The organism is Nocardia sp. XZ_19_369 (assembly GCF_015355715.1).
GTDB lineage: Bacteria > Actinomycetota > Actinomycetes > Mycobacteriales > Mycobacteriaceae > Nocardia.
This window is the reverse complement of sequence record NZ_JACVED010000002.1, coordinates 1-14250: the sequence shown is the minus strand read 5'-3', so window position 1 is coordinate 14250 and position 14250 is coordinate 1. Positions and strand designations below refer to the sequence as shown.

The following is a 14250-nucleotide window of genomic DNA, read 5'->3' as shown; positions in this document are numbered from 1 at the left end:
TAACCGCGGGGCTGCTACCTCGAGCTGGAAGCCGCTCGCCGGGCTTCGACGGCGCCGCGCAATTCCTCCGAGATCAGATCATCGATCATCGCGACCGCGACCTCGGCACCCATCGCCGCGGCTCCGATCAGCTGTTTGGCCGGATCGGCGACGTTTCCCGCGGCCCAGACGCCCGGCACCTCGGTGCGGCCAGCGGCGTCGGTGGCGATGTAGTCGCCGATCCCGCTCGGGTGTGCCGTCGGGGTCAGCCCGAGCGGAGCGAGCAGGTCGCCACGCGCGGAGAATCGCGGCCCACACACGAGCGCCTGCAACTCGACGACCTCACCGGTACTCAACCGAACACCGGTCAAGCGATCATTAGCGACCTGCAAGGCCGCCACCTCGCCGGGGATGATCGCGATATCGCGAGCGGTGAGCTCCTCGACCTCGGTATCGCTCAACGCCGGCCCGGTGTGCGGCAGGAAGCGAAGCTGCGCCGACCACTGCCGGAACAGCATGGCCTGGTGCATGGACATCGGGGTGGTGGACAGCACGCCGATGATCTGATCGCGTACCTCCCAGCCGTGGCAGAAGGGGCAGTTCAGCACGTCCCGTCCCCAACGCTCGGCGAGTCCGGGGAGCTCGGGCAGATCATCGGTGAGACCGGTCGCGACGAGCAGCCGGCGTCCGTGCACGGTGCCGGCATCGTCGACCTCCACCTTGACACCCTTGTCCGACGCCGATACCGCCGTCGCCACGCCGGTGACGAATTCGACGCCGTACTGGCGTACCTCGGCGCGACCCGCTACCAGTAAGTCCGCCGGCGGCATGCCGTCCCGAGTCAGGAACCCGTGCATGTGCGTGGCGGTGGCGTTGCGCGGCTCGCCGCTGTCGACGACAACTACCGTGTAGCGCGCACGGGCGAGCATCAGAGCGGCGCTCAAGCCCGCCGCGCCACCGCCGACGATCACTACATCGCAGTGATATCCGGACTCTGGGATCGTCACTCCAGCCTCCTGTAGTCAGATAGATATATAAGATGATAGCATTTGGTAGCTGATCGAGTATCGGCAGCACTCCAGCATCCGGTTCGAATACACGGAGATAACGCGATGACCAGTGCACTGAGAATAAGTAAACTCCGAAAGTTGTTCGGCGCATACGATGTCGACCAGGACGGCGTCATGGACGAACTGGATGTCACCGCGCTGGCCCAGATGTGGTGCGACACATACGATCTCCCGCCGCGATCGGCGGAGTGGAACAGAATTCATCGACAAGCCCACCGAATGTTCCGGGATATGCCCGGGTCGGTGGATGCCGACGGGATAAAGAAAGTAACCGTCGACGAATGGCTGGCGTGGGGCGACCATCCGGAATTCCGGCAATTCGTCGAATCGTCGGCGATACCGTTCAGCATGGCGGTGTTCGCGGCCGCGGACAAGGATCAGGACGGGCGAATTTCCATGCCGGAAATGATGGCGGCTCAGCTCAAAGGCGGAATGTCCGAGCAGGAGACGAGCAAGGTATTCGCGCTATTGGACGCCGACGGCGACGGTTACGTCACCACGGATGAATACGTCGCGGCTTCCCGAGAATTCTATTTGAGTGACGACCCCGCCGCGCGGGGAAATCATATTGCCGGCGAGCTGTAGCCGCTAGGTTTTACGGAGAAGTCCGGCCGGATGAGCATTCCGGCCGGACTTCTCCGTTAGATCTAGCCGACGCCCCTGCGGTGCACCGTCATCGGCAGTGCGTCCACCGGCATCGTGACGGCCGGTTTCGGCTTGGGCTGATGGCCCGGCACGGATACCAGCCGCCAGCGCGCAGCGATCGTCGCGAGCACGATAATCAACTCGGCCCAGGAGAACGACTCTCCGATACAGCCGTGGACGCCGGCCCCGAACGGCATGAACGCGTTGCGCTGGGCGCCGGTCACTCGCTCGGGCAACCAGCGGTCCGGATCGAATACCTTCGGCCCGGCAAAGATTTCGGGATTGTGGTTGAGCGCGTAGAAGCTGTAGAGCACCACCTCGTCGGCCGGTATGCGGTAGCCGCCGAGTTCGGTGTCCCGCGTCGTCGTCCTGGTCTGGAAGAAGCCTTGGGTGCGCAGGCGCAGCGTTTCGGTGAGCACCCGGCGGGTGTATTCCAGCTGAGCGACATCGTCGTATTCGGCGGCCCGACCGGCGAGCACCCGGTCCACTTCCTCGTGCAGTCGCTGCTCGACCTCCGGATGAGTGGCGATCTCGTGGAAGGCCCAGGCCAGGGTATTGCTGATGGTGTTGCTGCCCGCGATGAAGAAGGTCAGCACCTCGTCGTGTATCTGCTGATCGCTCATGCTCGGCGTGCCGTCGTCGTCGCGGGCGAGCAGCATCATCGACAAGAGATCGCCGCGGTCGACGCCGTCGGCCCGGCCCGCCCGGATCGTCTCGTGAATGGTCCGCCGCAGATACGCCTCCGACTCCCGATATCGGCGATTCGCCGCGGTCGGCAGCTTCGTCAGCAGGCCGGTGGTGTCGGTCATCTTCCGGAAGAGTCCGCCGAGCACGGCTCCGGTGGCGTCCATGAATCGACGCTGGTCCAGCGCGGTACCCGGCGCGAAGATCACCTGGGTCACATTCGCCAGGGCGAGTTCGTCCATCTCCCGCTCGACCCGAAGGGTTTCGCCCTCGGACCAGGCCTCCATCGTCGCCACCGTCAATCCGCTGATCAGCGACGAGTAATGGACGATCCGCTTACGGTGGAAGGCCGGCTGCAGCAGGCGGCGCTGGCGCCGATGGAAATCGCCGTCCGAGATCCCGAGGCCGTTACCGAACATCACGCGGAACCGTTCGGTGATCGGGCCGCCCCTGGTGAATATCTCCGGTGCGCGCATGACCTGCCGCATCAGGTCGGCGTCGTTGATCACGTACATCGGCCTGCGGCCGAGCCGGATCATGGTCACCGGATCGCCGGACTGCAAGGAGAGCAGCAATTCGCCTGGACGTCGCTTCATCTCGAGCCCGTGGCCGAGTAGCGGCATACCGCCGGGAGTAATCGCCGGCTGTCGAGCAATAGTGGTCATCGGTTCGCCACTTTCTGAATCGGGCCGCGCGAGCTATTCGTCGCCGCGCGCGGTATGGGCGGCCGACGGCACGGTGGCGAGAACCGTTCCGGTTTCCAGCAGAGCCTTGAGATTGTTCATCAGCCCTGGCCAGCCACCGCTGCCTTCGAGTTGGCCGCTGATCGCCCGATACATGACGCTGCCGGGCTCGAAGCCGTCGTGGGTCACCGTCAACCGGACCTTGCCGTCACCGTCGGGTTCGAGTTCGAAGGTGACCCTGGTGCGCGGTTCCTTGGCGTACTTCGCGAATTCCTCGTCCGTCCAGCCGAAGAGTTGGGCGTGCGCCGGCTGCAGAAGGTGCCAACTATAGGAAAGCAGCCGAGGCGGGTCCGCTGCCAGCACGACCTGACCCAGATCCTGGAACTCCTCCTCCGGCATGTTCTGCCATTTCACCGGCGACCCCACTCGCCAATCGGATTGCATTCCGACGCCGAACCAATATCGGCGGGTGAATTCCGGTTCGGTCAATGCTGCCCAGAGCTGCGCGGGTGTCGTCGCAATGCGTGTCGTGTAGGTGAATTCCATGGTGCTCATCCTTCTGCACATCAATGCTGCTTTATAGCTGATCGTGGTCGGCTGCCCGGCCCCGAGTTGATATGGCCCCGGCACCATGGCCGCGACCGCATCACGACGTCACCCGCTACCCGTACTACCTCACCTGCGAATTACCGCCGCAGGTTCGGTGGATTCTCGTCCAGCACCAGCCGGAGGGTGACGTCGTGTTCGAGGGCCGCTTTCAAACTGGCTACCAGGTAGGCGAATCCGGCCGTCGAATCCCGGACGCCGTCGATCTGGGCTTGCAGATCGCCGCCGTACCCGCTCTCGGTGATATGCAGATACGTGGAGTCGTTCTCATACGGTGTGAACGAGAACTCGACGGTGGTCGGCTGGTCGGGATTGTAATTGTCCCAAGTGAATTGGATACTGCTGTCGGGATCGAACTTCTGAACCCGAATCGTGCGCGCCACGCCGTACATCTCCCATTCCCAGGTGAGTTCGGCACCCTCTGCCATCCGGCCACTGCTCTTCGTGTACCAGAATTTGGACGTGATCGAGGGGTCGGCCAGGGCCTCGAAGACGTCGTGCGGCGAACGGCGGATGAGCATGCCGAGGTCAACGGACGGGGGTTGGATCGGCTGCGGCGCAACCATGGTGTCTCCTGTTCGGTGAAGGGATTCGATAACTCTTTCGGTAGTGGTTCGGATTCACCGTAACGGTGGATGGGTGTCGTCGTGGGTCATTCGAGCATGTGAGGGGTCACTTTCCGTCGAGCCACAGGTTGGTCAGATCGCCGTTGAGCACCGGATAAGGCAGCCAGTTCCGCACGGTCGTTGCGTGGAACCAGTACTGGTGCGCGAAGAGAATGGGCACCACAGCGGCGTCGTTCAGCACCTCGGCCTCCATCCGGCGGAACAGTTCGCCGGATCGTGCTTCGTCGGCCGAAGTGAGTGCGGCGCCGAGCAACTCGTTGACCTTCGCATTGCGATAGCGGCCGAAGTTCGAACCCCAGTCACCGTGCTCGACCACGCCCCGGCTGTCGAACAGCGGTTGCAGATAGGTTCTGGCGTTGTTGCCGTACCAGTCCGGCTCCCAGCCGGTAAGGGCGATATCCCAACTCTTTTGGGTGACCGAGGTGGCGAAGTAGTCCGTGAAGAGTTCGTTGATCGAGACGCCGACCAGCTCGACGCGGATACCGGCCCGGGCCAGCGCCGCCTTGACCACCTCGGCCGTCTCGGGGTGGATGTCGCGGTCGCGGAAGACCAACCGCAGCGTGAGCCCGTCCGGGTGGCCGACGTCGGCGAGCAGTTTCTCGGCCAGCTCCGGATCGCCGCGGCCGCCTTCGGTTCCGTACGGACGATATTCCCGGTGCGCGGTGCAGAGCGGGGGCAGGATCTGGTCGGCGATGTCGTTGAGCCTCGGACCACCCCATACTCGCGACACCGCGGCCTTGTCCACTGCGTACTGCAGCGCGACTCGAACCTCCCGACGGGCCATGACGGGGCTGGCGAAGTTGATCACCAGATAGGGACTGAACAATCCGGCGGGGTACACCTCCAGACGTGGGTCATGGCTGTGCAGGAGCGGCGGGAGCTCCTCGGTGAGCGGTTGGATGTCCCACAGCATGTCGGCCGCGCCGGTGGCAACCAGATCGTGGGCCGCACGCTCGGACATCCCCTCGCGAACGACGATGGAGTCCACATAGGCGGCCCGCAGGCGATCGGACTTCGGTTCCCATGCGGGGTTGCGCTCGAGCACGATCCGTTCTCCCGGAACGTAATTCACCACCCGGTAAGGACCGTTCGAGGCAAGGACGCGGTTGAACTCGTGGCTGCCGGGGACGAAATCCAGATACTCGACCGGTGCGGGCGTGGCGAACGGCAAGGCGAGCATGTTCAAGAAGTCGGAGGTGGGATACCGAGTGGTGAACCAGATCTCCCGGTCCCCGCGCACGCGCACACCGCGAATCTCGGTGTGCTCCATGGTTTCCGCGAGGGTGTCACGCGGCGCGTCCGCCACCGCGTCCCGGAACTCGGTCATGCCGTCGATCGTGCTCAGGTAGTAGGCCAGGCCGGGACTGCTCGCGAGCGGATGGGCCAGTCGCTTGATCCCGCGGACGACATCGCCGGCGACCAGCGGGCGGATGCCCCACGGGGTGTTCCAGCGCAGGCCGTCGGCGAGGGTGAACCGGTACCGCGTGCCGTCCGCGCTGATCCGGCCGTTCGCCACGGTCGGCACCTCGGTCGCCAGGTCCGCGACGATCTTTCCGGCCGCCGCGCGGTTGCGGCTCGCGACATAGCCGACCAGCTGCCGCGTGTAACCACGGACGATGCCGCGGGTCGCCGTGTGATACGCCAGCGCGGGGTCGAGATAGTCGACGTCGCCGGCCCCGACCATGGTGAGCGTGCCGCCGCGCCGGGGCGCTTGCTGCTCGGTCGAGCCAGCAGTTCGAGTCGTTGTTTCCCGCACTGCCACACCGCCTTTCCGATCCGCCCCAAAGTATACTTCTATTACATATAGTGATCTAGAGGATCTTTCGGCACGGTCCGAACGAGGAGGTCAGCAATGAGCGGTGATCAGCCACGGTACGGCGGCACCTTGCGCCTGTACGGACCGGGAAGCATGGACCATGTCGACCCGGCGAGCTCCTATTACATGCTGTCCGGGCAGATCATCAGACTGTTCACCCGCCAGCTGTTCACCTACCGTCCGGTGGCGCACCTGCGCGACTGGAACCAGGTGACGCCGGTACCCGATGTCGCACTGGAGATCCCGACGATCGACAACGGCGGTCTCAGTCGCGACCACCTGACCTATACCGTCCGCCTGCGCCCAGGGGTCCTTTGGGACACCACCCCGCCGCGCGAGGTGACCGCAGCGGACTTCGTCCGTGGGTTCAAGCGCATGTGCAACCCCGTGCTCCGAGCCGGTGCGATCCACTACTACACCAGCACCATCAAGGGCGTAGCCGAATACTGCGATGACTACGCCGCCGCTGTGCCGCAACGGAATCCGACGCCGGCCGAGCTGGCGCGGTTCCAGAACTCCCGCGATATCCCGGGGATCACCGCGGTCGACGATCGGACCCTGGTGTTCGAGTTGGTCCGGCCCGCACTCGACTTCATCCACATCATCTCGATGATGTTCGCGTCACCGGCTCCCGCGGAATACGACGACTTCGTCCCCGACAGTCCCGAGTTCCGTCGAAACGTCCGGTCGCTGGGCCCTTACCGACTGACCCACTACCGCCACGGCGCGGAACTGCGCATGGCACGAAATCCGGTGTGGCGCCAGGACACCGACCCGGTGCGGCATCAGTATCTGGACGGTATCGAGGTCATCATGGAGAAGGCGACACCGGAGCAGGTCGGGCAGCGGATCAGAGCCGGACACGCGGATCTGTCCTGGGCGTCCCCGGTCACCGAAGCCTACGACGAAAATCCCACCGACCCGGGTAACAACCTCGGCTACGCGCTGAACCCGTACGTCGTGTTCAACACGGTCAGCCCGAACGCCGACGGAGCCATGGGCAAAGCCGAAGTGCGCCAGGCGATCTCCTACGCGATCGATAAAACGACGATGGTCGACATCTTCGACAAGTTGAGCGTCGGCACGGTGATGTGGCCCGCCCACTCCGCCATTCCGCCGGGCAATTACGGCTACGATGACTTCGATCTCTATGCGACACCGGGTGATCGAGGTGATCCGGCGAAGGCGCGCGAACTCCTCACCGCCGCAGGCTATCCGGATGGCCTGACGTTGACGGTCGCGCATCGCGATGTGGACGCGAACCCCGAGGTCGCCGACGCACTGGCCACCGACCTCGCGAAGATCGGCATCACACTGCGTTTGATCGCGCTGGGCCACGCCGACTTCTACCCCTTCCTCCGGGATCCGGCCAATGCGCGGGCAGGCGCCTGGGACATGTCGACCCCGGCGTGGACCCCGGATTGGTTCGGCAACAACGGGCGCGCCTTCCTGCAACCGATGTTGCAGACCAACGAGGTTCGCGGCACCGGCAACTACGGGTGCTACAGCAACCCCGAGGTCGATCGCATGATCGAGCAGGCGCTCTCGGCGACCGATCCGGCCGACGCGCACGCGGCGTGGCATGCGGTGGATCTGCAGGTGATGCGGGACGCGGCCATCGTGCCGATCCTGGTGCACGCACCGACCATCCCGCACATCCGCGGCGCCCGGGTGCGTAATGCGATCGCCATGCCCACTATCGATCGCTGGTTCGACCTGTCCAACCTCTGGCTCGATACCGGCGAATGAACGTCCCCGATCCCGACCAGCCGCCCTACGAGCCGGTGGTCCGCGAGTATCTGCTGTTGGGGCTGCGCCTGGGCAAACTGATCGACGGTTTCGTGGACTGCTGGTTCGGCGATCCCCGGCTCTCGGCTCGCGTCGACGAGGAACCGCCGGCTAGTCCCACCGAGTTGGCTCGGCACGCGGCCGGGCTGCGAGCCGAACTCGCCGACTCGGGTCTGCCCGACGCGCGGCAGCGGTATCTGTCCGCGCAACTCACGGCGCTGGAATGTGTGGCAAAGCGACTGTCCGGCAAGGACATACCCTTCCTGGACGAGATTCGTCAGTACTTCGACGTCGACATCACCATCGGCGATCCCGAGTGCTATGCGAACGCGCACAAGGCGATCGCCGAGTTGTTACCAGGCAGCGGCGGCTTGCAGGAGCGGCTCGACGCCTACTACGAGCGCAATCGCATTCCACCGGACCGCTTGCAGCGAGCCGTGCAAGCTGTCTCCGACGAATTGCGCGTGCTCGCACAACCGCTGTTCGGCTTACCGGCCGGCGAGCGCGTCGATTACGAGGTGGTGCACGGCAAGCCCTGGAACGCCTTCAACCGGTATCTGGGCGGCTTTCGCTCGGAGGTCGCGCTCAACGACGAGGCCGGGCGGGCGATCGCGGCCCTGCCGATACTCGTGACCCACGAGTCGTATCCGGGCCACCACACCGATCATTGCCTCAAGGAGGCCGGGCTCGTGCGTGAGCAGGGGCACGCCGAACAGCTCATCTCGCTGGTGAACACTCCGCAGTGCCTCATCTCGGAGGGTACGGCTGAACTCGCGCACGTGGCCGTTCTCGGCACGGGGTGGGGCGAATGGACGGCGAGAATCCTTGCCGCAGAGGGGATAACCAGTGACGGCGCGCTCGTCGAGCGAGTGCGGACACTGGTTCAGCGGCTGTTGCCCGCTCGCCAGGACGCGGCGATCATGCTGCACGACCGCGGCGCCGATGTCGACGGCGTCACCGACTATCTCCAGCGGTGGCTGCTGCTCCCGCGCGACCGAGCCCAGCACATGGTGAGCTTCCTGACCGACCCGCTGTGGCGGGCCTACACGGTCACCTACATCGAGGGAGCACGGCTGGTCGGCGCGTGGCTGGACGCGAAACCGGCGAATCAGCCTGTCGCCGAACGCTATCTGAACCTGCTCCGGAACCCGTTGCTGCCCTCCGACCTTCAACGCGAGCTGGACGCGACGAAAGTGTCACCGGCTATTGGGCACTGATGCCGGGCACCATGATCGCGCGCAGTTGCAAGGTGGTGTGGTCGCAGTACCAGATCCGGCTGCCGTCCCAGGTCAGTCCGGTCGGGTTGCCGGCGACGTTGTACGAAGCGACCTCGCGACGCGTCTCGAGGTCGACGAGATTGATCATGGCGCCGTGGTAGTCGGCGTAGGCGAGGTAGTCGTCGGAGACGGTGACGCCGGCGGGTGGTGCGTGCACGGGAATGGTGTCGACCAGCTTGAGCCCGTCGGTTGTGCGCAGGTCGATCGACTTTCGATTCTCGTAGCCGAGCCACACCCCGTGCTGGGCCGCCTCGAGTCCGGACAACGCTTCGCCCGGACGGGGATTGGGCAACTCGGTGACCGTATCGCCTGTCGCCGGGTCGATTACGCGCAATACACGGTCGTCACCGACGACCTGGATCAAATGGCCACCCATCGTGGTGAGGTCCGAACGGACTGCCGCGCAGGGGATTCGGTGTTGGACGGCGCCCGTCGCCGGGTCGATCGCGATGATCTGATTGAGCACACCTTCGGAGAACCAGAGCAGATCCCCCGACCAGGTCAGGCCGCACAGCTTCAGCGCCCGCACCGGGATGTCACGCACCGTTCCGACAGAAATCGGCATTACCCCTCCCCTCCCCGAGCGATGGTGCAGTCCAGCCGCCAGTCGGTGACCACCCGGGATTGCGCGGAGCCGGACGGTCTGTGCACCGTCGCCCGGACGGCGTCGCCGTCGGTCACCGGGGTGTGCCGCAGCGGCCAGATCCACACTGCCCAGTTACATCCAAGGTAGGAAGGAAAATTCGACAGGGAGATGCCATCGACGAAGTCGGCGGTGAAGAACCCCATGATGGCGTGCAAGTTTCCGGGCCGGGCGATGGGCAGGGTCACGCGGTCCGAGATCGGCACGGCATCGCTGAGCAGTCGCGGTTCCCGCTGGAAGAAGTGCAATTGGGCGTGTGGCCGGGCGAATTCCTGCACGGCGTCCAGCCGGAAGCCGTGAAAATCCTGCCCCCACATCCCCCAGCCTTCGTCATCGAATTCGATCGCTGCGAGCGTGGTGGTCAGCTCGCGCGGGATGATCCGGCCGTCCGGCTTCAGGTTTTTGCGAGCGACACTGTCCAGCACCCGCATCATGTTCTCTTCCGGGCCGAGATTGCCCATCATCTCCGAGACGATGACGTCGGCCTTGCGCGGTAACCGGACCGCGCGCGCGTCACCCTGGATGAGGGTGAGCTGATCCTTCAGGTCGTTTATCGCGATGATTCGTTCGGCCACCGCCGCCACATCCGGGTCCGCCTCGATCGCGTACACATGTTCGGCACCGTGTTTCAGCGCCAGTAGCGACAGCGCCAAAGTTCCGGCGCCCACGTCGATCACGATCGAGCCGGGCTCGACGGCCTGCTCCAGCGCCTGATCGTAAGCGTTCATCCTCGGCCGGTCGGAGAGCATCACCTGATGCATGAGAAGGGTCAGCGGATCCACAATGCCTGCCTCCGGTCGCGGGTGCTGGTCCCTCCCGCACTGCGCGGTGAGGGACCAGCAGGGCCGAGCTTTCGCTATTGATAACTCTAGGGAACTCGCCCGAGCGGCCGACGTCAAGCGACGACCGCTCGGAAGAGCCCACCTACACGTTGACGGCGGCGTGCTCGCCGACAAACGAATCACGCATGACCAGATTGAGACCCGTCAGCCTGGCCTTGACCTCGTCCGCCGTGGTGACCAGCGCGGTATCCGTGCCGTTCATCTGCAGCTGGGTCCCGGTGGCCTCCATGCTCGCCAGCTTGCCGAACACGTGCACCGGGTTCGTCGCATACAGCGTCACCTCGGGGGTGACCAGCTCGAACTCGGTGTCGATGTGCAGCTCGCTCGGGTAGCGGATGCGGCTCAGGCTGTCTTCGCTGCCTTCGCCGAGGGTGCCACCGGACACGCGCGGGAAACTCACTCTGAGCATCACGCGTCCGCCGAGCTCGGCACAGTGGCCGGAGATCGCGACGCGCGAGATCTGTGCGAGCACACCGGAGCCCTCGTCGTGCTTCTCCGGTCCGAACAGCAGGATCTCCGTGCCCGCCGCGTGCTTGTAGTCGCCGGCCAGGTCGACGGTCACCTCCTTGCCGCCCACCTCCAGTTTGGCTTGGCCCTCCAACGACACCTGCATGATCATCGACGGGTCGACCAGCATGGAGATGCACGGCCCGGCGCTTGGCATGAAGAACATGCTCGGCGTGATGCCCACCGGCTCGTTCTCGTCGTTGGCGGGGTACCACGCCTCGGGCAGGGTGGTACCGCGGACCACGTTGGGCCCCACGATCACGTCGAACGGACCGTCACCGCGCGGCTTGCCGAGATACGGGCCGGTCAGTGGCTTCTTGAACGGCGGGATATGGTCGACGACACCGTAGATGTCGATCACGTTGCGGTGTGCCAGCCGCAGCGTGCTGGACTCCAGGATGCCGAACCGGCGAATGTTGAACTCCGCGGGGAAGTTCTTGCCGGGCGTGATCTGGCGGACGTGGCCGGTGTTGGGCAGGAACGGGTTGGACAGCACCTGGATGCGGTCGTCCAGCTCGTAGCTGTAGCCCTTGATACCGACCTCAGGGGCCGAGATCAGCTCGGTCTCGAACTCCGCGTAACCCCTTTCGTCGACGCGATGCTCGAACCCGGGCATCGGCCACTTGTTGAGTTGGACGAAGCCGGAGAGGTTGATCGTCTCCTTCCGTGCCGCGTAGTAATCCTCACCGAATGCCACGGTCGCGGCGGCGAGGATATGCGGGCGGATCGGCTTCGGTTCTAAGTTCAGTGATTCGTACGTCTCTTTGATGGCGCTCAATCCAGACACCTCCAGCGTCTGTGGAACTAGTTGGAACGATGTCTTTAACTATATGTTTTTGAACTGATCTGGGCAATGATACGAGCCCTACCAAAAGGAGAAGTATCAAGATTAATTTCCGATCCCGCTGAATTCGCGCCGGCAAATGGCATGCCGAAGCCGCGCAACACGTTTCGTGGTGCGCGGCAGCTTCCGGCGGAATCAGGTCAGTGACTTCTCCTGGTTTTTGACTCGGAATACGAAGGTCGCCGCTTCCGCACCGTCCGGATCCGCGACACCGTCCCAGCCTTCGACGTCGACGTAGACGGTTTGGCCGGGGCCGATCTCGCCGAAGAGGATCTTCTCCGAGAGTTGGTCTTCGATCTCGCGTTGGATGGTCCGGCGCAGGGGCCGGGCACCGAGCACGGGGTCGAAGCCACGCTTGGCCAGCAGGGCTTTGCCTTGCTCGGACAGCTCCATCGACATGTCCTTGTTCTTCAACTGGACACCGACTCGGCCGATCATCAAATCCACCATCTGCACGATCTGATCGGTGGTCAGCTGGTGGAAGACGATGACATCGTCGATGCGGTTGAGGAACTCGGGCCGGAAATGCTTCTTGAGCTCGTCGTTGACCTTGAGCTTCATCCGCTCGTAGTTCGAACCCTGGATATTGGACTGAGTGAACCCGAGCCCGACCGCCTTGGAGATATCGGAGGTGCCGAGGTTGGAGGTGAAGATCAGCACCGTGTTCTTGAAGTCCACCGTCCGGCCTTGGCCGTCGGTGAGGCGACCGTCTTCGAGGACCTGCAGCAGGGTGTTGTAGATCTCCTGATGCGCTTTCTCGATCTCGTCGAACAACACCACCGAGAACGGCTTACGCCGCACCTTCTCGGTCAGCTGCCCGCCTTCTTCATACCCGACGTAACCGGGAGGGGCACCGAACAGCCTGGATGCGGTGAACCGGTCATGGAACTCGCCCATGTCGATCTGGATCAGCGCGTCATCATCACCGAACAAGAAGTTCGCCAGCGACTTCGCCAACTCGGTCTTACCCACACCCGAGGGTCCGGCGAAGATGAACGACCCCGACGGACGCTTGGGATCCTTCAACCCCGCACGAGTACGGCGGATCGCCTTGGACACGGCCTTGACCGCGTCCTCCTGGCCGATGATCCGCTTGTGCAGCTCATCTTCCATCCGCAGCAGCCGGGTGGTCTCCTCCTCGGTCAGCTTGAACACCGGGATACCGGTCCAGTTGGCCAGCACCTCCGCGATCTGCTCATCATCGACCTCAGCGACCACATCCAGATCACCGGAACGCCACTGCTTCTCCCGCTCAGCACGCTTGGCGACGAGCTGCTTCTCCTTGTCCCGCAGCCGCGCCGCCTTCTCGAAGTCTTGGGCGTCGATCGCGCTTTCCTTCTCCCGGCGCGCATCAGCGATCTTGTCATCGAACTCACGCAAATCCGGCGGAGCGGTCATCCGACGAATCCGCATCCGCGCACCCGCCTCATCGATCAGGTCGATCGCCTTGTCCGGCAAGAACCGGTCATTGATATAGCGATCAGCCAACGTCGCCGCGGCCACCAGCGCACCATCGGTGATCGACACCCGATGGTGGGCTTCGTAGCGGTCACGCAGACCCTTGAGGATGTTGATGGTGTGCTCAACGGTCGGTTCACCGACCTGCACCGGCTGGAACCGGCGCTCCAACGCGGCGTCCTTCTCGATGTACTTGCGGTACTCATCCAGGGTGGTCGCGCCGATGGTCTGCAACTCACCACGAGCCAGCTTCGGCTTCAAAATCGACGCCGCGTCGATCGCGCCCTCGGCGGCACCCGCACCCACCAGGGTGTGGAGCTCGTCGATGAACAAGATGATGTCACCGCGAGTGTTGATCTCCTTGAGGACCTTCTTCAGCCGCTCTTCGAAATCACCACGGTAACGGCTACCCGCCACCAACGACCCCAGGTCGAGGGTGTAGAGCTGCTTGTCCTTCAGCGTCTCCGGGACCTCACCATTGACAATGGCCTGGGCCAGGCCCTCGACGACGGCGGTCTTACCGACACCCGGTTCACCGATCAGCACCGGATTGTTCTTGGTGCGCCGGCTCAACACCTGCATCACCCGCTCGATCTCCTTCGAGCGCCCGATCACCGGGTCGAGCTTGCCCTCCAGCGCGGCCTGGGTCAGGTTACGGCCGAACTGGTCCAGCACCAGCGAGGTCGACGGAGTACCCGCCTCACCACGAGAGCCGGACTCGACCGGTTCCTTACCCTGATACCCCGACAACAGCTGGATGACCTGCTGCCGCACCCGGTTCA

General features: G+C 64.2%; 12 protein-coding genes. 3 read left to right on the top strand and 9 right to left on the bottom strand.

Annotated elements, in window-relative coordinates:
• Positions 1 to 14: 14 nt before the first annotated feature.
• A complete protein-coding gene (locus tag IBX18_RS06335) occupies positions 15 to 986 on the bottom strand; it encodes an NAD(P)/FAD-dependent oxidoreductase (RefSeq protein WP_306796170.1) in 972 nt (323 codons plus the stop codon).
• A 105-nt stretch (positions 987 to 1091) separates the two neighbouring features.
• On the opposite strand from IBX18_RS06335, the gene IBX18_RS06330 reads away from it, so the two are divergent.
• Positions 1092 to 1634 (top strand): EF-hand domain-containing protein, encoded by a 543-nt coding sequence (locus IBX18_RS06330; RefSeq protein WP_194832796.1) that lies wholly within the window; start codon positions 1092 to 1094, stop codon positions 1632 to 1634.
• A gap of 62 nt (positions 1635 to 1696) precedes the next feature.
• Here the strand turns inward: IBX18_RS06330 and IBX18_RS06325 are convergent, their stop codons facing one another.
• The 4 genes from IBX18_RS06325 to IBX18_RS06310 form a co-directional block, all read right to left on the bottom strand.
• The gene (locus tag IBX18_RS06325) at positions 1697 to 3043 is read right to left on the bottom strand and encodes a cytochrome P450 (RefSeq protein WP_194832795.1); all 1347 of its coding nucleotides are present in this window, start codon (positions 3041 to 3043) and stop codon (positions 1697 to 1699) included.
• A gap of 33 nt (positions 3044 to 3076) precedes the next feature.
• On the bottom strand, positions 3077 to 3616 hold the full coding sequence (locus tag IBX18_RS06320; protein ID WP_194832794.1) for an SRPBCC family protein: 540 nt from the start codon (positions 3614 to 3616) through the stop codon (positions 3077 to 3079).
• A gap of 131 nt (positions 3617 to 3747) precedes the next feature.
• Positions 3748 to 4233, bottom strand: a complete 486-nt coding sequence (locus IBX18_RS06315; RefSeq protein WP_194832793.1) for an SRPBCC family protein — start codon at positions 4231 to 4233, stop codon at positions 3748 to 3750.
• Between the two features lie 106 nt (positions 4234 to 4339).
• Positions 4340 to 6049 (bottom strand): ABC transporter substrate-binding protein, encoded by a 1710-nt coding sequence (locus IBX18_RS06310; protein WP_194832792.1) that lies wholly within the window; start codon positions 6047 to 6049, stop codon positions 4340 to 4342.
• 96 nt (positions 6050 to 6145) lie between these two features.
• Between IBX18_RS06310 and IBX18_RS06305 the strand changes: the two genes are divergently transcribed.
• A complete protein-coding gene (locus tag IBX18_RS06305; protein ID WP_194832791.1) occupies positions 6146 to 7858 on the top strand; it encodes an ABC transporter substrate-binding protein in 1713 nt (570 codons plus the stop codon).
• On the top strand, positions 7855 to 9114 hold the full coding sequence (locus IBX18_RS06300) for a DUF885 domain-containing protein (protein ID WP_194832790.1): 1260 nt from the start codon (positions 7855 to 7857) through the stop codon (positions 9112 to 9114). The genes IBX18_RS06305 and IBX18_RS06300 overlap by 4 nt, the downstream gene beginning before the upstream one ends.
• On the opposite strand, the gene IBX18_RS06295 is transcribed toward IBX18_RS06300, so the two are convergent.
• From IBX18_RS06295 to IBX18_RS06280, 4 genes are all read right to left on the bottom strand, one after another.
• Entirely contained in the window at positions 9101 to 9739 is a 639-nt protein-coding gene (locus IBX18_RS06295; protein WP_194832789.1) for a hypothetical protein, read from the bottom strand. The two genes, IBX18_RS06300 and IBX18_RS06295, sit on opposite strands and share 14 nt — an antisense overlap.
• Positions 9739 to 10545, bottom strand: coding sequence for a 50S ribosomal protein L11 methyltransferase (locus tag IBX18_RS06290; protein WP_228540564.1), 807 nt, complete (start codon positions 10543 to 10545; stop codon positions 9739 to 9741). Before IBX18_RS06290 ends, IBX18_RS06295 begins: the two co-directional genes overlap by 1 nt.
• A gap of 196 nt (positions 10546 to 10741) precedes the next feature.
• A complete protein-coding gene (locus IBX18_RS06285) occupies positions 10742 to 11953 on the bottom strand; it encodes a DUF6004 family protein (protein ID WP_306796169.1) in 1212 nt (403 codons plus the stop codon).
• A gap of 192 nt (positions 11954 to 12145) precedes the next feature.
• The coding region (locus IBX18_RS06280) for an ATP-dependent Clp protease ATP-binding subunit (protein WP_194832787.1) at positions 12146 to 14250 on the bottom strand (2105 nt) is incomplete at its 5' end.

Excerpts from the sequence above, each read along its gene's own strand:
- IBX18_RS06330 (WP_194832796.1), top strand. The coding sequence starts at position 1,092 with ATGACCAGTGCACTGAGAATAAGTAAACTCCGAAAGTTGTTCGGCGCA.
- IBX18_RS06325 (WP_194832795.1), bottom strand. The coding sequence starts at position 3,043 with ATGACCACTATTGCTCGACAGCCGGCGATTACTCCCGGCGGTATGCCG.
- IBX18_RS06320 (WP_194832794.1), bottom strand. The coding sequence starts at position 3,616 with ATGAGCACCATGGAATTCACCTACACGACACGCATTGCGACGACACCC.
- IBX18_RS06315 (WP_194832793.1), bottom strand. The coding sequence starts at position 4,233 with ATGGTTGCGCCGCAGCCGATCCAACCCCCGTCCGTTGACCTCGGCATG.
- IBX18_RS06305 (WP_194832791.1), top strand. The coding sequence starts at position 6,146 with ATGAGCGGTGATCAGCCACGGTACGGCGGCACCTTGCGCCTGTACGGA.
- IBX18_RS06300 (WP_194832790.1), top strand. The coding sequence starts at position 7,855 with ATGAACGTCCCCGATCCCGACCAGCCGCCCTACGAGCCGGTGGTCCGC.
- IBX18_RS06295 (WP_194832789.1), bottom strand. The coding sequence starts at position 9,739 with ATGCCGATTTCTGTCGGAACGGTGCGTGACATCCCGGTGCGGGCGCTG.
- IBX18_RS06290 (WP_228540564.1), bottom strand. The coding sequence starts at position 10,545 with ATGAACGCTTACGATCAGGCGCTGGAGCAGGCCGTCGAGCCCGGCTCG.